Source organism: Herbiconiux oxytropis (assembly GCF_024979315.1).
GTDB classification, from domain to species: domain Bacteria; phylum Actinomycetota; class Actinomycetes; order Actinomycetales; family Microbacteriaceae; genus Herbiconiux; species Herbiconiux oxytropis.
In genome coordinates this window covers 144,044-163,194 of record NZ_JANLCK010000003.1, presented here as the reverse complement: position 1 = coordinate 163,194, position 19,151 = coordinate 144,044, and the positions used below count along the sequence as shown (strand labels likewise).

Genomic DNA, 19,151 nt, shown 5'->3' with positions numbered 1-19,151 from the left:
CGGCGATTCCCCTTTGGTTGCTCGGTTCTAATGTAGCCTCGTCGATGTGGACGAATCGAACCTCCCGGACACCCCCCTTCAGGTGGTCTCGTCCGGCATCACCGCCGAAGAGCTCGCCGCGGTCACCGCGGTTCTCGACGCCGCGGTCGAGGAGGAGCTCGACGAGCTGCACTCCGAGGTGCTCATCGAGCCCTCGGCCTGGGAACGGAGCCAGCGGGCCCCCCGCGGCCCCCTGCATCCTGGCCCCGGGGTCTGGCGTTCGTTCTCGGGCTGACCCGCCGTCAACCTGAACGTCGTCTGGGCGAATTCTGTGCCGGGTCGCGAAAATGTCCTCCTAACAACGGACTGTGCACGCGCATTCGGGCCCGCAGGATAGGTAGTGCTAGGTGCGTCTCTTCGGAAACGCACTGCCGGATACGGGTCGACTAGGGTAAGCGGGCTCGTATTCCGGGGGCGAGTCAGGGCGGCATTCGGGTTGCCGCCCTGACTCGATATTCTTCTTCTCCGCCTCGAGGCCGGAGTTCAGACCGCGTCGCCCTGCCGCGGCACCTCGAGCCAGAGGTCGAGCTCGGGCTCCTCCTCCAGCCCCTCGGCGGTGAGCGCCGGATCGGCGTCGCGGAGGCCCACGATTGTCACGGCCACCTCGTCGTCGTCGTGCGCGGTGCGCACCACCACGCGATCCGCAGTCGTGCCACCGATCTCGCGCGCGATCACCCCGGTCACCCGGGAGTGCGCGGTGCGATCGAGGTCGTCGATGCCGCCGTCGTCGAGCAGCGTCACCTCCACCCCTCGCCGCCTGGCGTCGCGCACCGCGTTCCGCACCCTGTCGTCGAGCAGCCGCCGGCCGCGGATCTCGTCGCGCATCGCCGCCTCGAGGTGCAGGCACTCGCGCCGCTCGTCGGCGGTCAGCTCGCCGTCGGCCGTCACGATGCGCCGGAGCATGGGAGCCACCTCCGAGTCCATCTGGCCGAGCCGCAGGCGCCGCTCGAAGAACTCCGCCTCCTCCTGGGCCTGCCACTCCGCGGCCCGCTGCTCGGCGAGCTCGAGCAGGCGCGCGTCTCGCGAGGCCCGCACGATGGTGAGAGTCGTGGCGTGCGCGACGCCCACCCAGACCGGCCCCCCGATGGCGCCGAGTGCCGGGAGCTCGAGCGGGTCGCCCGTCCAGACCAGCACCGCGACGATCATCACCCCGATGCCCGCCCAGGCGAACCACGGCCGCTGGCGCACGGCCGTGATGGTCATGAGGGTGCCGACCGCCCCGATGATCCAGGTGGCGTAGCCGTTCTCCTCGGCGGCATCGAGCTGGCTGAGCACGAGGATGAGGCCCACGGCGGTCACCCCGATGTTGCCTGCCGCCACGCCGATGGGCAGCCGGAGCGTGGGCCATGGCGCGAGGCTCAGCACGGTCGCCGCGGCGTAGAGGGCCATCGCGACGACCGCGGGCACGGCCGATTCCGGCATCCGGATCGTGTAGACGCCGAGCACCACGTGAAAGGCGGAGAAGGCGGCGGCGAGGCCGACGAGCAGGTGCCGCGGGAGCGAGATCATGCGAACACCTCGTGCTGCCGGCCCGCGTGCCACTCGATGATCACCGACGTGCCGGCCTCGGGCACCGAGCGCACCTGCACCGAGCCGCCGATCGAGTTCACGCGCTCGCGGATGGAGATGCGCATGCCGAGTCGGTCGGCCGGGACGGCATCGGGGGCGAATCCGGATCCCGTGTCCGAGACCACCAGGGTGAAGCCCTCGTCCGCGTCGCCGAGCAGGGAGATGTGGCGAGCGACCGGGTGACCCAGCGCATCCGTGACCCCGGCGTGCTGGATGCTGTTCACGATGGCCTGCACGGCCGCCGCGTAGACGCCCTCGAGCACCCGCGCCGGCAGGGTGCCCTCGAACGAGCCCGTCGCTTCGAACCCCACGTCGGCCGGGAGGGCCTCGGCGAGTGCTCGGCAGCGCTCGACGAGCACGGTGCGGGGCAGGTCGGGCGAGGCCTCGGTCTCGGCGTCGGCGCTCTGCAGCGCCACCAGAGCGCGCTCGGCCATCTGCACCGCGATGCGGCGCTCCTCTTCTGTGGTGCTCCGGGCGGCCGCGAGCAGGGAGGAGAGCACACGGTCGTGGATGACCGTGTCGACCCTCGTGCGCTCCTGCTCGGTGGCGGCGCGCTTGGCGGCATCCGCGTATCGCGCCACGGCGGTGGCCTGCGCCTGGTCGACCCGCGAGGCGGCCTGGCGGAGCGAGGCGATCACGATCACGAGGAACGAGCCGAGCAGCAGCGTGTACGTGGCGTCGAGCAGGGCCAGCGGAACGGAGGCCCCTCCCCCGGCGGGCAGGATGCGCAGGACCGTGTAGACGATCGGCACGAGCACCGTGTAGACGCCCGCCCACGACGGCGTGAACGAGATGGCGGCCGCGCCGACCGACACGATGACGACGTACCAGAGCCACGGCTGGGTGCCGAGGGCCGCCTCGGGGCTCCGCACGGCGAACGGCCAGAGCGCGAGCGCCAGCACGAACAGGCACGCCACGACGGCCATCGACGCCCGGACGCCGCGGCCGAGGAACGAGCACACGCACGCGACCACGAGGCTGCCGAACAGGGCGATCAGGATCCCGATGGCCCAGTCGGGCTTGAGCGTGCCGATCGAATCGCTCAGCACCGGCAGGGAGAGCAGGGCGAAGCCGAGGCCGAAGATGCCCACGAGGCGGGCGAGCGCGCGGTCGATCTTGGCGCGGCTGAGCGGCACCACCCCGCGGGCGGAGAGACCGCTGCTAGTGGACATGTCCGTTGTCGTCGAAGGCGAGGATGCCGTCCTCCACCGCCCGGCGCAAGAGCTCCACCTTGCTGCGGGCGGGCCGGCCGACCTCCACGTACTTCGCGCGGATGCGGTCGAGGTACTCCTTGGCGGTCGACACCTTGATGTTGAGCTTGAGCGCCACCTGAGACAGCGGGAGGCCCGAGGCGTAGAGGTGCAGCACGTCGCGCTCGCGCTGCGCGAGCTGGGCCTTGCCGAACTCGCGGTCGGCGTCGATGGCGCTCGCCCACTCCAGGTTGTTGAGCACGTCGCCGCGTGCCACGGCCGCGATGGCGGCGATCACGGCGCTCGTGGCGGCCGATTTGGGGATGACCCCGGCGGCGCCGGCGGCGAGAGCTTCACGCACGAGCCCCACCCGGTCGGCGATGCTGTGCACGAGTACGGCGGCACCCATCGAACGGGCGTGCTGCACGTTCTCGGTCACCGTGAAGCCGTCGCCGAGGCTGAGGTCGAGCACCACGACGTCGCAGCGGATGCCGGCGAGCGCGACCCAGAGCTCGCTCACCGAGGCGCTGGCGGCCACCACCTCGAAGCCCGCCTCCTGGCAGGCGGCGCGGACGCCGAGGCGAACCGACTCGTGGTCGTCGACGATCGCCACTCGCACGGGCGCGGGGTCGAGATCGGGGTTCGGGTCCACCGCACCATCCTACGGGTGGGGCTCTCGGCGGGCAGGCCCGCCGGGGCCGCCTGCGGGTCAGGCCCGCACGAGCACGCCGACGGTCTCCACGTGGTGGGTGTGCGGGAAGAGGTCGTAGGCGCGGGCCGCGTCGAGCTCGTAGCCCGACTCGCGGAAGAGGGCGACGTCGCGCGCGAAGGCGACCGGATCGCACGCCACGTAGACGACCTGCGCCACGCCGAGGCGGGTGAGCGAGCCGACGACCTGCTTGCCTGCGCCCGAGCGCGGCGGGTCGATCACCATCGTGGCCGCTTCGAGCCGGCGCCGCTCCTCGGCGGAGGCCTGCTTCTCGAGATCGGTGAGGTAGCGGTCGACGCGGGCCGTGACGGCGCCGGCACCGATCCACTCGGCGAGGTTGTCGCCCGCGTGATCGGTGGCCGTCTCGTCGCTCTCGACGCTCGTGATGCGGGTGGCGGGGCCGAACTCGTCGGCCATCGCCGCGGCGAGGAGGCCGACGCCGCCGTAGAGGTCGTGATTGGCGGCGCGCGGATCGAAGAGGTCGTGCCGGGTGAGGGAGCGCACGGCGTCGGAGAGGGTGGCCGCGGCGTCGCGGTGCACCTGCCAGAAGCCGTTCTCGGCGAGGCGGAACTCGCGGTCGCCGACCCGTTCCACGATGGTGGCGGGGCGGTCGGCGCGGGCCGTGGAGGAGTCGGGGAGGCGGCGGTCTGCGCTGCCGCCGTTCTTGCCTGCGCCCCGGCTCTGGCCGGCTCGGCCTTTCTGCCCCCTGGCTCCGCCGCCGCCACCGCTGCGACCACCTGAGCCGCCGCCGGTCTTCGACTGCTCCTCGGCCACGAGCGACACGCGCACCTCACCCTCGGAGGTCTCGACGAACTCGACCGCTGCGGCGCCCTGGCGGTCGTGCCGCAGAGCCTCGGCCACCTGCAGCGCCTCGGCCTCGATGGCCTCGGTGGCGAGCGGGAGCGATTCGACGGGCACGACCGTGTGGCTGCGCGCGGCGTAGGGGCCGATGCGGCCGCCGGGGCCGATGTGCAGGCGCACGCGGGTGCGCCAGCGGGTACCCGGCGCGCGGCCGGCGATGGTGCCTGCGCGGGTGCCGGTGGTGGTGGTGCCCGTGGCCGGGGCGTCCGCGCCGATCGCCTCCACCTCGATCCTGCGGTCGACGCCGCCGAACCGGCGCAGCGCATCCTGGAGCACGTCGGCCTTGAGCTCGCGCTGGCGCGGCAGCGAGATGTGCCCGAACTCCGCACCGCCCGCGCGCTGCTCGGGAGCCCGGTCGAGGGCGGCCTCGGCCCAGACGTGCGGCACGCGATCGGCGGAGGCCTCGACGACCTCGACGGTGTCGGCGCGCCAGAACGACGACTTGGAGTCGTCGGCGATGCGCGCCAGCACGCGCTCGCCCGGGATGGCGTCGGCCACGAACACCACGCGGCCCTCGAGTCGTGCCACGGCGACGCCTCCGTGGGCTACATTGTCGATGTTCAGCTCGACGAGGTCGTTCCGGTTCTCAGGCATCCTCCGAGCATCCCACACCCCGCTCCACGAAGGCCGACACCGTGCGTCTCTACCTCGCCTCCACCTCTCCCGCCCGTCTCGCGCTGCTGCGGCAGATCGGCATCGAGCCGGTCGTGCTGCCCTCCGAGGTCGACGAGGACGCGGCGGTCGCGGCCTCGGCCGCCGCGCGGGAGGCGGCCGGCCGGCCGGCGATGACGACCGCCGAGATGGTGCAGCTGCTCGCCGAGGCGAAGGCCGAGGCCGTGGTCACCGCTGCGGCGGCCGGGCTCCTCCACGAGACGCTCGCGGCGCAGGGGGCACCCGGGCCACTCGACGGCTTCGTGCTCGGCGGCGACTCGGCGTTCGAGTTCAGCGGGGTCGCCTACGGCAAGCCGCACCGGCCCGAGGTGGCGCGCTCGCGCTGGCTCGCGCAGCGCGGCGGCACGGGGGTGCTGCACTCGGGGCACTGGTTGATCGACCATCGCGGCGGCGTGCATGGCGGCGGATCCGGTCGCACCGACCACGCCGAGCTCACCTTCGCCGACGACATCACCGACGCCGAGATCGACGCCTATGTCGCATCCGGCGAGCCGCTGCTCGTGGCGGGCGCCTTCACGATCGACGGCCTCGCGGCCCCCTTCATCCGCTCCATCACGGGCGCGCCCTCCGCCGTGATCGGCATGTCGCTCCCCGTGGTGCGCGACCTCCTCGAGGCCGCCGGCGCCCCCTGGACCAGCTTCTGGGCAACCCCCCACCCCTGAGCCCGCCCCGCCCCCACCTGACAGAAGGTGCGCGTAAGAGCGCCGACTTGACACATCTTGTGTCAAGTCGGGTCGTTTACGCGCATCGTGTGGCAAGTGGGTGAGGGCGGCGGATGCGCGCGGCGGCGTCAGGGGCGAGGAGCATCCGGCGGCGTCAGGGGCAGGCGGGCGCTCGTGCGCATGGTGAGGGTGAGGGCGCCGTCGGCGGGCTCGAGCTCGAGGGTCACGGACGTGGCGCGGAGCTCGGAGAGCGCCGCCGCGTGCGTGCCGCCGCAGGCGATCGAGACGGGGCGGCCGTCGAGCTCCGTCGTCCAGTACCGGCGGTCCGTCAGGCGCGGACCCTCGGCCTCGATGCGCGCGGCCGCCTCGCCGGCCACCCACCCGGCCAACGTCGAACCGATCGTCGCGGCCACCGCATCCGGAGCCCCATCGAGCCGCGCGGGCGCGAACCCCTTCTTGCGCAGCGACTTGCCCACCCGGTACCGGTCGACCGAACCGTCGGGCGTGATCGTCGACGTCGAGATCGCGAGGGCATCGAAGTCGGGCCGGCCGAGCGCATCCGGGGCCACCGGCTTCGTCCAGTCATCGGCGAGCGCGGCGTTGAGCGCGAGCGAGGCGAGGTGGCACGCTGTGTGTCCCACGGAGAGCGCGATGCGATGCGCCTCATCGACCTCGACCTGCACCTCCTCCCCCTCCTCCACCGGGGTGGACGCGTCGACCACATGCACCGCCACGAAGGCCCACCCGGGGGTGCCCTTCCGCACGGGCACGTCGGCGCCCACGAAGAGAGCCGATCCGTCGGTCGCCCCCACCACGCAGTCGAGCAGATCGAGCACCGCCTCGCCCACCGTGAGGGTGCCGCGGTCGGGCCCCTGGTCGGGCCAGGCCGAGTCCACCGGATGCGCCGCCGTCACGTCGAGCAGCACCGCCTGGCGGCCCTCGCCGTGCGGTTCCCGGTGCAGCACCCTCCCGCTGGAGCGGGTGTCGCCACGCGGGTAGGTGACCTCGGTGTCGTCGCTCGGGAGAACCATGCGGGCATCCTCTCACAGCACTCGAAGCGCGCCCTGCTTGTCGGCACTCGCCAGGGTCACCGAGGCATTTTTGGAGGTACGTGCCAAAGGTGGGATGCCCCTCGGCAATAAGCTAGGGAAATCATGCCGAGAATCACCAAGGTCCTCATCGCCAACCGGGGCGAGATCGCCGTTCGAGTCATCCGGGCCGCCCGCGACAGCGGGATCGCCTCCGTGGCGGTCTACGCCGACCAGGACCGCGACGCCCTGCACGCCCAGCTCGCCGACGAGGCCTACGCCCTCGAGGGCACCTCGAGCGCCGAGACGTACCTCGTGATCGAGAAGATCCTGTCGGTGGCCCGCCGCTCCGGAGCCGACGCCGTGCACCCCGGCTACGGGTTCCTGGCTGAGAACGCCGACTTCGCTCGTGCCGTCATCGGCGCGGGCCTCACCTGGATCGGCCCCTCCCCCGAGGCCATCGAGAAGCTCGGCGACAAGGTCTCGGCGCGCCACGTGGCCGAGAAGGTCGGCGCCCCCCTCGCCCCCGGCACCATCGACCCCGTCTCGGGTGCCGCCGACGTGCTCGACTTCGTGGCCGAGCACGGCCTGCCGGTCGCCATCAAGGCGGCCTTCGGCGGCGGCGGCCGCGGCCTCAAGGTGGCCCGCACACTCGAGGAGGTGCCCGAGCTCTTCGAGTCGGCCACCCGTGAGGCCATCGCGGCGTTCGGTCGCGGCGAGTGCTTCGTGGAGAAGTACCTCGACCAGCCGCGCCACGTCGAGACCCAGTGCCTCGCGGATGCGCACGGCAACGTCGTGGTCGTCTCCACCCGCGACTGCTCGCTGCAGCGCCGGCACCAGAAGCTCGTGGAGGAGGCGCCGGCGCCCTTCCTCACCGAGTGGCAGACCACGCTGCTCTACGAGTCGTCGAAGGCCATCCTCAAGGAGGTCGGCTACCTCGGTGCCGGCACGTGCGAGTTCCTGATCGGCAAAGACGGCACCGTCTCGTTCCTCGAGGTCAACACGCGACTGCAGGTCGAGCATCCGGTCTCGGAGGAGATCACGGGTATCGACCTCGTGCGCGAGCAGTTCCGGCTCGCCGAGGGCGGCGTGCTCGACTACGCCGATCCGGTGCCGCACGGCCACTCGTTCGAGTTCCGCATCAACGGTGAGGACCCGGGTCGTGGCTTCCTGCCCTCCCCCGGCCCCGTGCACGTCTTCAAGCCCGCCGGCGGCCCCGGCGTGCGCGTCGACTCGGGCGTGCAGGCCGGCGACGTGATCTCCGGATCGTTCGACTCCCTGCTCGCCAAGCTCATCGTCACCGGCTCCAGCCGGGAGGATGCGCTCGAGCGCTCCCGCCGCGCCCTCGACGAGTTCGAGGTGGCGGGGCTCCCCACGGTGCTCCCGTTCCACCGCGACGTCGTGCGGAACCCCGCCTTCGCGCCGGCCGACGGCGAGCCCTTCTCCGTCTACACCCGCTGGATCGAGACCGAGTACGACAACCCGGCCGAGCCGTGGTCCGGTTCGCTCGAAGACGCCGAGCCCGCTCCCGAGCGCCGCACGGTCATCGTGGAGGTCGCCGGCAAGCGCGTGGAGGTCGTGCTCCCCGCGCGCCTGGTCGCGGCGGGGGCACGCGTCGGGGGCACGTCCGCGCGTGCGGCGGGCGCGACAGCCGGTGCGCCGCCCAAGCGCCGTGGTGCGGGAACGGTGGGCGGTTCGACCGCCACCGGTGACTCGGTCAAGGCCCCGATGCAGGCCACTGTGGTGAAGCTCGCGGTCGCCGAGGGCGACGCCGTCGTCAAGGGCGACCTCGTGCTGGTGCTCGAGGCCATGAAGATGGAGCAGCCGATCACCGCCCACAAGGACGGCACGATCGCCAACGTCTCCGCGGTCGTCGGTGCCACGGTCTCGTCGGGCCATGTGCTCCTCGACATCACCGCCTAGCGGATGCCGCCCCGCCTCGGCGTGATCGGCGCCGGCTTCCACGCGAGCACGAACATCCTGCCGTCGATGGGGCTCGCCGGCCAGCCGATCGCAGCTCTGGCGACCCGAGATGTCGAGCGCTCACGCGCGGCCCTCCTCCGCTTCGGCTCCGAGGGCACACCGTACGGTTCGGCCTCCGAGCTGCTCGCGGATGCGTCGCTCGACGCGGTCGTGATCGTCGCCCAGCCTGCCGACCAGCTCCGCCTCACCCTGGAGGCCCTCGCCGCAGGCAAGCACGTGTTCGTCGACAAGCCGCTCGGCCTGACCCCGGCCGAGGCGCAGACCGCTGCGGATGCCGCGGCGGCAGCCGAGCGGATCGCCGTGGTCGGCTTCATGAAGCGCCACGCCCCGATCTACCGGCAGCTCCGCTCGGTGATGACGGATGGCGCGCTCGGCACCCTCCGCTCGTTCTCCCTCGAGTTCGCCTGCGACAGCACTCCCTTCTGCCGCGACGACGAGGAGTTCGTGACGCTCGCGGCGATCCACATGATCGACCTCACGCGCTTCCTCTTCGGTGAGGCAGTCTCGGTCTCGGCCATCAGCACGAGCGAGGGCTCGCACGTGGCCCTCTCGGCGGCGATCCGCTTCGACTCCGGCATCGCCGGCACCCTCTCCCTCGCCGGCGTCCCCTCCCGCACGAGCGAGACGGAGCGCCTCGTGGTCACCGGCGACCGCGGCCACGCCACCACCCTCGACAACGCCGAGCTCCGCCTCCACCGGCTCGCCCCCGATGACGCCGCCCCCACCTCCACGTCCCTGACGGAACGCACCGAGGCCTTCACCCCGGCCGAGAGCGCCATGTCCGGCACAGCCCGAGACCTCCACCTCCGCGGCTTCGTAGCAGAGCTCGCCGCCTTCTCGGCGGCCGTCGACGGCGCCGCCGCCGGAGGCGAGGCCCCCACCGCCGCGGACAACGCAGCCACGATGACCCTCTGCGACACCCTTCTAGCCGCCACCCACTAACGCACGCGAGCAACGCAACGGGCCGCACCCGACGACCCGGAGCGGTACCGACGCCGGGTGGCGCCGCGCAGCGACGCCGCACGACGACGGCACCGCATGTAGCCTGCGCCGGGCGAGGACCGGCGCAGCAGAAGCTACAGCACGATATGCATAGCCCGAGCCGCATCCGAGATCGACCCCGACAGCGACGGGTACACGGTGAAGGCACGCGACACCTGGTCGACGGTCAGCCGGTGCTCCACCGCGAGCGCGATCGGGAAGATCAACTCCGAGGCGTTCGGCGCCACGACCACGCCGCCGATGACGGTGCCCGATCCCGTGCGTGCGAACAGCTTCACGAAACCGTCCTTGATGCCCATCATCTTGGCGCGTGGGTTCGACGACAGGGGCAGCTTGTAGATGTCGCCCTGCGCGATCCCCTCTTCGATCTGCCGCTGCGTCCACCCCACCGTGGCGATCTGCGGCTGCGTGAAGATGTTCGAGGCCACGTTGCGCGGCTCGGTCGGGTTCACGGCGTCGCCCATCGCGTGGAACATCGCGGTGCGCCCCTGCATCGAGGCCACGGAGGCGAGCGGCAGGAAGGTCGTGCAGTCTCCGGCTGCGTAGACGTTCGGCACAGAGGTGCGCGCCACCCGGTTGACCCGGATGTGGCCGGAGTCCGTCATCTGCACCCCGGCCTCTTCGAGGCCCATCCCCCGCGTGTTCGGGATCGATCCGACCGCCATGAGGCAGTGCGAGCCCTCCACGCGCGTGCCATCCGACAGCACGGCCACGACTCCGTCGGCCGTGCGCTCCACCGAGTCGGCACGCGACTTCGAGAGCACCGTCATGCCGTTGCGCTTGAAGACGTTCTCGATCACGGCCGCGGCATCCGCGTCTTCACCCGGCAGCACCTGGTCGCGCGACGAGATGAGCGTCACCTTGGAGCCGAGCGCGGTGTACGCCGAGGCGAACTCGGCACCGGTGACGCCGGATCCGACGACGATGAGGTGATCGGGCACCGACTGCAGGTTGTAGAGCTGCGTCCAGGTGAAGATCCGCTCGCCGTCGGGCACGGCCGAGGGCAGGATGCGCGGGCTGGCACCCACGGAGACCACGACGGTGTCGGCCTCGATGTGATCGAAGTCGGTGCCCTCGGACCCGGACGATGTGGAGACGATCACGTTGTCGGGCCCGTCGAGCCGGCCGTGGCCGGAGACGATGCGCACGCCCGAGCGGATGAGGTTGGCCCGCATGTCCTCCGACTGCTGGCGCGCGAGGCTCAGCAGCCGCTTGTTGACCTGGGAGAGGTTGACGGCGACCTCGGGCCGCACGGGGCGCCCGGCCTCGTTCCGTGAGAAGAACTGCACGCCGAGGTCGGCGGCCTCGCCGATGCCGTTCGTGGCCTCGGCCACCGCGATGAGCGTCTTCGAGGGCACCACGTCGGTGATGACCGCGGATCCGCCCACGCCCACCTGCTCGACGAGGGTCACCTCCGCGCCCAGCTGGGCTCCCGCGATGGCGGCTTCGTACCCCCCGGGGCCTCCTCCGACGACGGCGACTCGCTGCTTGCGCTCGAACTCATAGGCCATGCCTCCATTCTCGCATTGCCGTCGAGCCCGTGCGCGCGGGCGGGAGGGCGCGCGGTGACGATCGAGTGAATAGAGTGGTCGGATGGCTGAAGCGCGCTCGAACCCCCTCGACCTCCCCGACACCGATCCCTTCGAGGTGGCCCGCGACGCCGCCGCGCAGATCGCCGATCTCACGGGTGTGGCTCGCCACGATGTGGCCCTCACCCTCGGCAGCGGCTGGGGCAGGGCCGCCGACCTGCTCGGCGAGACCGTCGCCGAGATCCCCGCCGCCGAGGTCGTGGGCTTCAGCGCCTCGGCCGTGCCGGGTCACGCCGGCACGCTGCGCTCGATCGCGCTCCCGAACGGTGAGCACGCGCTCGTGATCGGCGCCCGCACCCACTACTACGAGGGCCATGGCGTGCGCCGCGTGGTGCACAGCGTGCGCACGGCGGCCGCGACCGGCGCGAGGGTGATGGTGCTCACCAACGGCGCGGGCGGCATCAAGGAGACGTGGACCCCCGGAACCCCGGTGCTCATCAGCGACCACATCAACCTCACCGCCGACTCCCCCCTCGAGGGCGCGACCTTCATCGACCTCACCGACCTCTACTCCGCGCGCCTGCGCGACCTCGCACGCGGGGTCGACGCCTCGCTCGACGAGGGCGTCTACGTGCAGTTCCGCGGACCGCACTACGAGACCCCCGCCGAGGTGCAGATGGCGAAGGCCATCGGTGGCCACATCGTGGGCATGTCGACCGCCCTCGAGGCCATCGCCGCCCGCCAGGCCGGCATGGAGATCATCGGCTTCTCGCTCATCACCAACCTGGCCGCGGGCATCCAGAAGACCCCGCTCAGCCACGCCGAGGTGATCGAGGCCGGTAAGAACGCCGAGGCCGCCATCGGAGACCTCCTCGCCCGGGTGGTCACCGCGCTGTGACCGAGGTGGCCCCCGGCGCTCACGCCGACGAGACCCCCAACGAGGTCGAACTGCTCGCCGAGGAGGCGGCCGCGTGGATCGCCCAGGATCCGGATGCCGAGACCCGCGAGGAGCTGTCGGCGCTGCTCCGCCGGGTGGGCTCGAGCGAGACCGACGCCGTGGCCGAGCTGCGGTCGCGCTTCGGCGCCCGGCTCGCCTTCGGCACGGCCGGCCTCCGCGGAGAACTCGCCGCTGGCCCCAACCGCATGAACCGGGTGCTCGTGGGGCAGGCGGCCGCCGGCCTGGCCGCGTTCCTTCTCGAGCGCGCCGATCCGGGAACCCCGCCTTCGATCGTGGTCGGCTACGACGGCCGCAAGAACTCGCACGTCTTCGCCACCGACACCGCCGAGATCATGGCGGGCGCCGGGGTGCGGGCCGTGCTCCTGCCGCGACTGCTGCCCACCCCGCTCGTGGCGTTCGCGGTGCGCGATCTCGGAGTGTCGGCGGGGGTCATGGTGACCGCCTCGCACAACCCGCCGCGCGACAACGGCTACAAGGTCTACCTCGGCGACGCCGACGACGGGTCGCAGATCGTGTCGCCGTCGGATGCCGAGATCGCCGCCCACATCGACCGCGTGGCAGCCACGCTGCGGGTCGACGAGCTGCCGCGCTCGAGCTCGTACGAGGTGGCGGGAGAAGAGCTGATCGAACGCTACGTCTCCGCCACCGCGGCTCTGGCCGGCCCTCCCGCCGAACGGCCTGCCGCTGCCCTGTCCATCGTGTACACGGCCATGCACGGCGTCGGCTGGGAGACCTTCTCGCGCGTGCTCTCGGCCTCCGGATTCGCCGCCCCGCACCTCGTCGAGGCCCAGATCGCCCCCGACCCGGACTTCCCCACCGTGGCGTTCCCCAACCCCGAGGAGCCGGGCGCGCTCGACCTGGCTCTCGAGAAGGCGCGCGAGGTGGGCGCCGATCTCGTGATCGCGAACGATCCCGATGCCGACCGCCTGGCCGTCGCCATCCCGGATGCCTCGCGCGACACCGGCTACCGCTCCCTCACCGGCAACGAGGTCGGCCAGCTCCTCGGCTGGCGCGCGGCGGAGCTCGCGACCGCGGCCCCACTCACTCCCGCCGACCTGGAGGACGCCGTGGGCGGACCGCTCGACGGAGCCTCCGCGGCCGAGCCGGCGCTGGCCTGCTCGATCGTCTCCTCCCCCGCGCTCGGAGCTGTGGCGGCCGAATACGGTCTCGCCTTCACCGAGACCCTCACGGGCTTCAAGTGGGTCTCCCGCGCGCCCGGGCTCGTCTTCGGCTACGAGGAGGCTCTCGGCTACCTCGTGAACCCCGGCACGGTGCGCGACAAGGACGGCATCTCGGCCGCGATCGCCTTCCTCGACCTCGCCACCCGGCTGGCGGCCACAGGGCGCACGATCGCCGACAGGCTCGACGAGTTCAGCGGCCGGTTCGGCCACTACGCCTCGGCGCAGATCTCGGTGCGGGTGACCGACCTCAGCGAGATCGACCGCGTGATGGGGGCGCTGCGTTCGGCGCCGCCGAGCGACATCGGCGGGCTGCCTGTCGAGCGCATCGACGACCTGCTGCGCGGCTCGGCCTCGAGCGGTGTGCCGGCGTCGGACGTGCTGCGGATCTCGCTGCCCGGTGCCCGCGTGATGGTGCGGCCGAGCGGCACGGAGCCCAAGCTCAAGGTCTACCTCGACGCGTGGAGCGACGACGGCGGGCTCGTGGAGCGGCGCGAGGCCGCGGTCGAGCTGCTGACGCGGCTCGAGGCGGGGATGCGCGACCGACTGAGCTGAGGCGGGACGGGATCCGGGCCGCGATCCGGGCTGGGACCCGTGTCGGGGCACTGCGTCCTGGCCGGGCCGCGATCCGCGTCGTAGGTTCGGAGCATGACCACCATCGCGGACACCATCGTCGAGATCATCAAGGACGCCGGCGTGCAGCGCGTCTACGGCCTCCCGGGCGACTCGCTCAACGGCTTCACGGATGCGCTGCGGCGCGACGGAGACGTCGCCTGGGCGCACGTGCGGCACGAGGAGGCCGCCGCGTTCGCCGCCGCGGCCGAGGCGGCGCTCACGGGTGAGCTCGCGGTGTGCGCCGGCAGCTGCGGCCCGGGCAACCTGCACCTCATCAACGGGCTCTTCGACGCGAACCGCAGCCGGGTGCCCGTGCTCGCGATCGCCGCGCAGATCCCGGCATCCGAGATCGGCAGCAACTACTTCCAGGAGACCCACCCGCAGGAGCTGTTCCGCGAGTGCAGCGTCTACACCGAGCTCGTGAGTGTGCCCGAACAGCTTCCCCGCGTGCTCGAGATCGCGATGCGCACCGCGATCGAGCGGCGCGGGGTCGCCGTGGTCGTCATCCCGGGTGAGATCTTCCTCAAGAGCTCCTCGGGGCGCCCCAAGTCGGCGCCGATCGAGCGGGCCCGAACGGTGCTCCGGCCGGCCGATGCCGAGCTGGCTCGGGCCGCCGAGATCCTGAACGGCGCGAAGAGGGTCACGATCCTCGGTGGCGCGGGTACCGAGGGGGCGCACGACCAGGTGGTCGCCCTCGCCGAGCGGCTCCAGGCGCCCGTGGTGCACGCCTTGCGCGGCAAGGAGTTCCTCGAGTACGACAACCCCTACGACGTGGGCATGACCGGTCTCCTCGGCTTCTCGTCCGGCTACCGCGCCATGGAGAGCTGCGACGCCCTGCTCATGCTCGGCACCGACTTCCCGTACCCCCAGTTCTTCCCGTCGTCGGAGAAGGTGCCGATCATCCAGGTGGATGCGAGGGGCGAGCAGCTGGGGCGCCGCACGCCTCTCGCGCTCGGGCTCGTCGGCGACGTGGGCGACACGATCGACGCGCTGCTGCCGCTCCTGGCTGCCGACAGATCGTCGAAGCACCTCGACTCCTCGGTCAAGCACTACGCGAAGGCGCGGAAGGACCTCGACGAGCTCGCCGACAACGACCGCAATCGCGCGCCGATCCATCCGCAGTACGTGGCCCGGCTCGTGAGCGAGCTCGCGGATCCGGATGCCGTGTTCATCCCGGATGTCGGCTCACCCGTCGTATGGGCAGCCCGCTACCTGACCATGAACGGTCAGCGGCGGCTGATCGGATCCTTCAGCCACGGCACCATGGCCAACGCCGTGCCGCATGCCATCGGCGCCCAGTCGGCGTTCCCCGGGCGCCAGGTCGTGGCGCTCTCGGGCGACGGGGGGCTCGCGATGCTGCTCGGGGAGCTTCTGACGCTCAAGCAGAGCAAGCTGCCCGTGAAGATCGTGGTGTTCGACAACTCGTCGCTGAACTTCGTGGAGGTCGAGATGAAAGCGGCGGGCATCGTGAACTTCGGCACGGGGCTCGAGAATCCCGACTTCGCGGCCGTGGCGCAGTCGATGGGCATCCACGGGCAGCGGGTCGAGCGGCCCGACGACCTGCGGGGCGCCCTGGAGGCGGCGTTCGCGCACGACGGGCCCGCGCTGGTGGACGTCGTGACGGCGCGACAGGAGCTGTCGATCCCGCCGACCGTCTCGGCGGAGCAGGCGAAGGGGTTCGGGCTCTACGCCATCCGCACGATCATGTCGGGGCGGGGCGACGAGCTGATCGACCTCGCCGACACCAACGTCTTCCGTCGCCTCTTCGACTGATCTCCCGGGCGGGCGCCGTCGTCGCCGTTCCGACGTGACAGCAGGTGTGCGGAGGTGTGGAGCGGGTTCGCCGGTCAGCCGACGGCGATCTCGAGCTTGGCGGTGATCTCGTCGAGGTCGAAGTAGTTGTCGATCACCACGACGTCGGCGTTCGTGGCTCCGATGCGCGAGACGAGCTCGGCCGAGGTGAGGATGACCTGGGCGTCGGCCGCCGCAGCCGCCACGCTCGCCACGTCCGAGGCGGTGACCTCGGCGTCGATGTCGAGCCGGCCGAGCGCCCGCACGGCGTTCACCCGGAGGATCTCGGAGGTGCCGATGCCGGCACCGCAGATGGCAATGATCTTCACGAGTTCAGGATAGGTCAGAACGTGGGGCGGCGTCGGAGCCGTCGGCATCCGTCTCGGCGTCGTGCGCCGAGGCCCCGCCGGAGAGCAGCTGCCGAACCTCGACGGCGTCCCGCGCTGCGGCGAGCGCCGGCACCATGGACTCGTCGTTGAAGACGTTCGCGAGCGCGGCGACCGAGGCGACGTGGGAGTCGGCCTCGGTGGCGGCGAGCCCGATCACGACCGACACCGGGTCGTTGTGCGCGTGCCCGAAGGGCATCGGGGTGGCGAGGGTCACCACGGCCAGGCCCGAGGCGTGCACGTCGGGCCCCGGGCGAGCATGCGCCATGGCGAGCCCTGGAGCGATCACGATGTAGGGGCCGTACTCCTCGACCAGCGCGATCATCCGCTCGGAGTAGGAGGCGTCGGTGCATCCGGATGCCTCGAGCGCGCTGCCCACGCTGCGCACGGCGGCGCGCCAGTCCTCGGCCTCGACGCGGAGGGCGATCGCGGTGTCGGGAAGCGGCTCGGGCAACGTGTACGTCATCGTCTGAGCAGTATGCCAGTCCGCTCGCCCGGCAACCGGGGAGTTCGCCGCTCGCGCCCCTTCCGCCACTCCGGGGCCGGGCCGTACGGTGGACGCATCGGAGACGCCGGCCACCGAATGCCCGGTCCCGCCGGTACGACCTCCTGGAAGGAGATCCCATGACGCTCGACTGGAAGATCGAACTCATCGCCATTCCCGTGACCGACGTCGATCGCGCGAAGGACTTCTACACGCGCATCGGCTTCCACGCCGACCACGACCACGTGGTGTCGGACGACCTCCGCTTCGTGCAGCTCACCCCGCCTGGCTCCGCGTGCTCCATCGTGCTCGGCACCGGCATCACCGAGATGGCTCCCGGTTCGCAGAAGGGCGTGCAGATCGTGGTTCCGGATGCCGACGAGGCGCGTGAACATCTGCTAGCCCAGGGCGTGTCGACCGGCGAGGTCGACGAGCAGCAGTGGGGCCGCTTCGTGTACTTCAGCGACCCCGACGGCAACGAGTGGGCACTGCAGGAGCTGCCGGACTACGCCGCCGGAGCTCAGGCCTGACCGGAGCGGGTCAGGCCTGACCGCCGTGGCGTCGGGCCGGACCGTTGCAGCTCAGGCCTCGTCGAAGCCGTCCGAGATGGCGTCGGCGAGGTCTTCGCGGTCTTCGAGCGGAAGGAAGGTGGCGGCGGCCGCGTTGAGCTGGAAGACCTCGATGTCGGCGAGGTCGTAGCCGAACGCGTCGGTGAGGAGCGCCAGCTCCCGGCTGATGGTGGTGTTGCTCATCAGACGGTTGTCGGGGTTGACGGTGACCTGGAAGCCGAGCTGGTAGAGCAGATCGAAGGGGTGGTCGACGAGCTCCTCGCCCCAGGCCGCGATGGCCCCGGTCTGCAGGTTCGACGAGGGCGAGAGCTCGAGGGCGATCTCGCGGTCCTTGACCCACTGGGCCAGCCGGCCGAGTGAGACGTAGGTGTTGTCGTCGTCCTGGCGCTCGATCTCGATGTCCTCCGCGAGCCGCACACCATGACCGAGTCGGAGCGCCCGCCCGTCGAAGAGCGCACCGCGGATGCTCTCGGGGCCGTCGGCCTCGCCGGCGTGCACCGTGACGGGGAAGAAGTTCTGCGCGAGGTAGTCGAACGCCGCGCGCTGGTTGGCGGCGGGGAATCCGGCCTCGGCGCCTGCGATGTCGAACCCCACGACGCCGCGGTCGCGGTGACGCACGGCGAGCTCGGCGATCTCGAGACCGCGGTCGGCATGACGCATCGCTGTGATGAGCTGGCCGACGCGGATGTTGCGGCCGGCGCCGCGGGCGTCGTCGCTCCCGAGCTCGATGCCCTCCTGCACGGCCTCGACGACCTGGTCGAGCGTGAGCCCCTTGGTGAGGTGCTGCTCGGGGGCCCAGCGCACCTCGCCGTAGATGACACCGTCGGCCACGAGGTCGTTGACGAACTCCCGGGCCACGCGGATGAGCCCCTCGCGGGTCTGCATGACGCCGATCGTGACGTCGAAGGTAGCGAGGTAGGTGGGCAGCGAACCCGAGTCGGCGCTGTCCTCGAACCACTCGCCGAGCTCGATGTCGTCGGTCGACGGGATCTCGAGGCCGATCTCGTCGGCCAGCTCGATGATGGTCGCCGGGCGCAGGCCACCGTCGAGGTGGTCGTGCAGCGAGATCTTGGGGAGCGAGTTGAAGCTGATGTCGGTGCCGGGGACGAGGTATTCCTCAGGTGCTGCAGTCATGGCACCAGCCTAGGGTGTGGCGAGCCGGCGAGCGCGAGCGATTCCGCGATCTCCTCGGCCGCCCGCCGGGCCCTCTCGATGACCGTCGAAGGAGCCTTCGCACTGATGCTCGTGGCGACGTAGGGCACGGTCAGCGCGGCCACCGCGGTGCGGTCGGGCCGGAGGATGGGCACGACGACGTCGGTGATGGAGGGTTGACGGGAGTCGGGCAGCTCCAGGAACGTCTCGACGAGCATCTTCTCGAAGACCGAATGGTCGAGGATGCCTGGGGAGGCGACAGCCGCACCCGCGGCACCCGAACCGGTGGCGCGGAACGCGCCGAGCACGAGCCCCGTGGCGGTGTCGAGGGGGAACAGCGCCCCCACCCGCACCCGGAACCCGAAGTCGCTCGGGCTCTCGACCTGGGCGATCACCCGCACCATCTCGGCGTCGATCACGGCGAGGTTGCACGACTGCTGCAGTTCGTCGGCGAGCCGCCGCATGACAGGGAGCCCGGCGGCGCTGAGCGCGCGCACGGGTTCGTGCCGATGCGCGAGCTCGAACATGCGCATCGAGAGCGTGTAGAGGCCGGACTGCCGCTCGCGGAACACGTAGCCACGCCGTTCGAGCGTGGCGAGCATCCGGAAGATCTGCCCGGGCGACCGCCCGATCGCCTGCGCGATCTCGAGCTGCCCCAGCCCACCCTCGGTCTCGGCGAGCAGCTCGAGGATGTCGAGCCCCTTGTCGAGGGCCGGCGCCGAGTACTCCGGCGTCGACTTGGCCTCCGGCAGTCCCGCCTGCTCGTCCGACATG

General features: G+C 71.6%; 18 protein-coding genes. 8 read left to right on the top strand and 10 right to left on the bottom strand.

Annotation, left to right across the window (positions count from 1 at the left end; genetic code table 11):
• Positions 1-46: 46 nt before the first annotated feature.
• A complete protein-coding gene (locus N1028_RS06640) occupies positions 47-274 on the top strand; it encodes an acyl-CoA carboxylase subunit epsilon (protein WP_259526084.1) in 228 nt (75 codons plus the stop codon).
• 248 nt (positions 275-522) lie between these two features.
• Here the strand turns inward: N1028_RS06640 and N1028_RS06635 are convergent, their stop codons facing one another.
• From N1028_RS06635 to N1028_RS06620, 4 genes are read right to left on the bottom strand one after another with little or no spacing between them, the layout of a single operon-like run.
• Positions 523-1,548, bottom strand: a complete 1,026-nt coding sequence (locus tag N1028_RS06635; RefSeq protein WP_259526083.1) for a DUF8320 family protein — start codon at positions 1,546-1,548, stop codon at positions 523-525.
• Positions 1,545-2,780, bottom strand: coding sequence for a sensor histidine kinase (locus tag N1028_RS06630; protein WP_259526082.1), 1,236 nt, complete (start codon positions 2,778-2,780; stop codon positions 1,545-1,547). The genes N1028_RS06635 and N1028_RS06630 overlap by 4 nt, the downstream gene beginning before the upstream one ends.
• Complete coding sequence (locus N1028_RS06625) at positions 2,770-3,450, bottom strand: response regulator transcription factor (protein WP_259526081.1); 681 nt, start codon at positions 3,448-3,450, stop codon at positions 2,770-2,772. Before N1028_RS06625 ends, N1028_RS06630 begins: the two co-directional genes overlap by 11 nt.
• A 57-nt stretch (positions 3,451-3,507) precedes the next feature.
• Positions 3,508-4,962, bottom strand: coding sequence for a class I SAM-dependent RNA methyltransferase (locus N1028_RS06620; RefSeq protein ID WP_259526080.1), 1,455 nt, complete (start codon positions 4,960-4,962; stop codon positions 3,508-3,510).
• Positions 4,963-5,003: 41 nt separating this feature from the next.
• Between N1028_RS06620 and N1028_RS06615 the strand changes: the two genes are divergently transcribed.
• Positions 5,004-5,702 carry a Maf family protein gene (locus N1028_RS06615; RefSeq protein ID WP_259526079.1) on the top strand — a complete coding sequence of 233 codons (699 nt, stop codon included), beginning with the start codon at positions 5,004-5,006 and terminating at the stop codon, positions 5,700-5,702.
• Between the two features lie 128 nt (positions 5,703-5,830).
• Here the strand turns inward: N1028_RS06615 and N1028_RS06610 are convergent, their stop codons facing one another.
• Positions 5,831-6,733 (bottom strand): metal-dependent hydrolase, encoded by a 903-nt coding sequence (locus N1028_RS06610; protein ID WP_259526077.1) that lies wholly within the window; start codon positions 6,731-6,733, stop codon positions 5,831-5,833.
• Positions 6,734-6,856: 123 nt separating this feature from the next.
• Between N1028_RS06610 and N1028_RS06605 the strand changes: the two genes are divergently transcribed.
• Both N1028_RS06605 and N1028_RS06600 read left to right on the top strand, forming a co-directional pair.
• On the top strand, positions 6,857-8,653 hold the full coding sequence (locus N1028_RS06605) for an ATP-binding protein (RefSeq protein WP_259526076.1): 1,797 nt from the start codon (positions 6,857-6,859) through the stop codon (positions 8,651-8,653).
• A gap of 3 nt (positions 8,654-8,656) precedes the next feature.
• Entirely contained in the window at positions 8,657-9,655 is a 999-nt protein-coding gene (locus N1028_RS06600; protein ID WP_259526075.1) for a Gfo/Idh/MocA family protein, read from the top strand.
• 134 nt (positions 9,656-9,789) lie between these two features.
• Here N1028_RS06600 and N1028_RS06595 read toward each other — a convergent pair whose 3' ends face one another.
• On the bottom strand, positions 9,790-11,226 hold the full coding sequence (locus tag N1028_RS06595) for an NAD(P)H-quinone dehydrogenase (RefSeq protein ID WP_259526073.1): 1,437 nt from the start codon (positions 11,224-11,226) through the stop codon (positions 9,790-9,792).
• Positions 11,227-11,308: 82 nt separating this feature from the next.
• Here N1028_RS06595 and N1028_RS06590 point away from each other — a divergent pair, with 82 nt between their 5' ends.
• From N1028_RS06590 to poxB, 3 genes are all read left to right on the top strand, one after another.
• On the top strand, positions 11,309-12,142 hold the full coding sequence (locus tag N1028_RS06590; RefSeq protein WP_259526072.1) for a purine-nucleoside phosphorylase: 834 nt from the start codon (positions 11,309-11,311) through the stop codon (positions 12,140-12,142).
• Between the two features lie 5 nt (positions 12,143-12,147).
• Positions 12,148-13,935, top strand: coding sequence for a phospho-sugar mutase (locus N1028_RS06585; protein ID WP_259526558.1), 1,788 nt, complete (start codon positions 12,148-12,150; stop codon positions 13,933-13,935).
• Between the two features lie 93 nt (positions 13,936-14,028).
• Positions 14,029-15,768, top strand: a complete 1,740-nt coding sequence (gene poxB / locus N1028_RS06580) for a ubiquinone-dependent pyruvate dehydrogenase (RefSeq protein ID WP_259526071.1) — start codon at positions 14,029-14,031, stop codon at positions 15,766-15,768.
• 74 nt (positions 15,769-15,842) lie between these two features.
• Here poxB and N1028_RS06575 read toward each other — a convergent pair whose 3' ends face one another.
• Together N1028_RS06575 and N1028_RS06570 are read right to left on the bottom strand one after the other, a co-directional pair.
• Positions 15,843-16,115, bottom strand: a complete 273-nt coding sequence (locus N1028_RS06575; protein ID WP_259526070.1) for a PTS sugar transporter subunit IIB — start codon at positions 16,113-16,115, stop codon at positions 15,843-15,845.
• Positions 16,116-16,119: 4 nt separating this feature from the next.
• Positions 16,120-16,638 carry a PTS sugar transporter subunit IIA gene (locus tag N1028_RS06570; RefSeq protein WP_259526069.1) on the bottom strand — a complete coding sequence of 173 codons (519 nt, stop codon included), beginning with the start codon at positions 16,636-16,638 and terminating at the stop codon, positions 16,120-16,122.
• Positions 16,639-16,796: 158 nt separating this feature from the next.
• Between N1028_RS06570 and N1028_RS06565 the strand changes: the two genes are divergently transcribed.
• Complete coding sequence (locus tag N1028_RS06565) at positions 16,797-17,186, top strand: VOC family protein (RefSeq protein WP_259526068.1); 390 nt, start codon at positions 16,797-16,799, stop codon at positions 17,184-17,186.
• Between the two features lie 51 nt (positions 17,187-17,237).
• Here the strand turns inward: N1028_RS06565 and N1028_RS06560 are convergent, their stop codons facing one another.
• Positions 17,238-18,359: an adenosine deaminase gene (locus N1028_RS06560; protein WP_259526067.1), complete on the bottom strand. Its 1,122-nt coding sequence runs from the start codon at positions 18,357-18,359 to the stop codon at positions 17,238-17,240.
• Positions 18,356-19,150 (bottom strand): IclR family transcriptional regulator, encoded by a 795-nt coding sequence (locus tag N1028_RS06555; protein WP_259526066.1) that lies wholly within the window; start codon positions 19,148-19,150, stop codon positions 18,356-18,358. The genes N1028_RS06560 and N1028_RS06555 overlap by 4 nt, the downstream gene beginning before the upstream one ends.
• Between the last annotated feature and the right edge of the window lies 1 nt (position 19,151).

Excerpts from the sequence above, each read along its gene's own strand:
- N1028_RS06630 (WP_259526082.1), bottom strand. The coding sequence starts at position 2,780 with ATGTCCACTAGCAGCGGTCTCTCCGCCCGCGGGGTGGTGCCGCTCAGC.
- N1028_RS06570 (WP_259526069.1), bottom strand. The coding sequence starts at position 16,638 with ATGACGTACACGTTGCCCGAGCCGCTTCCCGACACCGCGATCGCCCTC.
- N1028_RS06565 (WP_259526068.1), top strand. The coding sequence starts at position 16,797 with ATGACGCTCGACTGGAAGATCGAACTCATCGCCATTCCCGTGACCGAC.
- N1028_RS06590 (WP_259526072.1), top strand. The coding sequence starts at position 11,309 with ATGGCTGAAGCGCGCTCGAACCCCCTCGACCTCCCCGACACCGATCCC.
- N1028_RS06620 (WP_259526080.1), bottom strand. The coding sequence starts at position 4,962 with ATGCCTGAGAACCGGAACGACCTCGTCGAGCTGAACATCGACAATGTA.
- N1028_RS06635 (WP_259526083.1), bottom strand. The coding sequence starts at position 1,548 with ATGATCTCGCTCCCGCGGCACCTGCTCGTCGGCCTCGCCGCCGCCTTC.
- poxB (WP_259526071.1), top strand. The coding sequence starts at position 14,029 with ATGACCACCATCGCGGACACCATCGTCGAGATCATCAAGGACGCCGGC.
- N1028_RS06595 (WP_259526073.1), bottom strand. The coding sequence starts at position 11,226 with ATGGCCTATGAGTTCGAGCGCAAGCAGCGAGTCGCCGTCGTCGGAGGA.
- N1028_RS06555 (WP_259526066.1), bottom strand. The coding sequence starts at position 19,150 with ATGTCGGACGAGCAGGCGGGACTGCCGGAGGCCAAGTCGACGCCGGAG.
- N1028_RS06600 (WP_259526075.1), top strand. The coding sequence starts at position 8,657 with ATGCCGCCCCGCCTCGGCGTGATCGGCGCCGGCTTCCACGCGAGCACG.
- N1028_RS06610 (WP_259526077.1), bottom strand. The coding sequence starts at position 6,733 with ATGGTTCTCCCGAGCGACGACACCGAGGTCACCTACCCGCGTGGCGAC.
- N1028_RS06560 (WP_259526067.1), bottom strand. The coding sequence starts at position 18,359 with ATGACTGCAGCACCTGAGGAATACCTCGTCCCCGGCACCGACATCAGC.
- N1028_RS06605 (WP_259526076.1), top strand. The coding sequence starts at position 6,857 with ATGCCGAGAATCACCAAGGTCCTCATCGCCAACCGGGGCGAGATCGCC.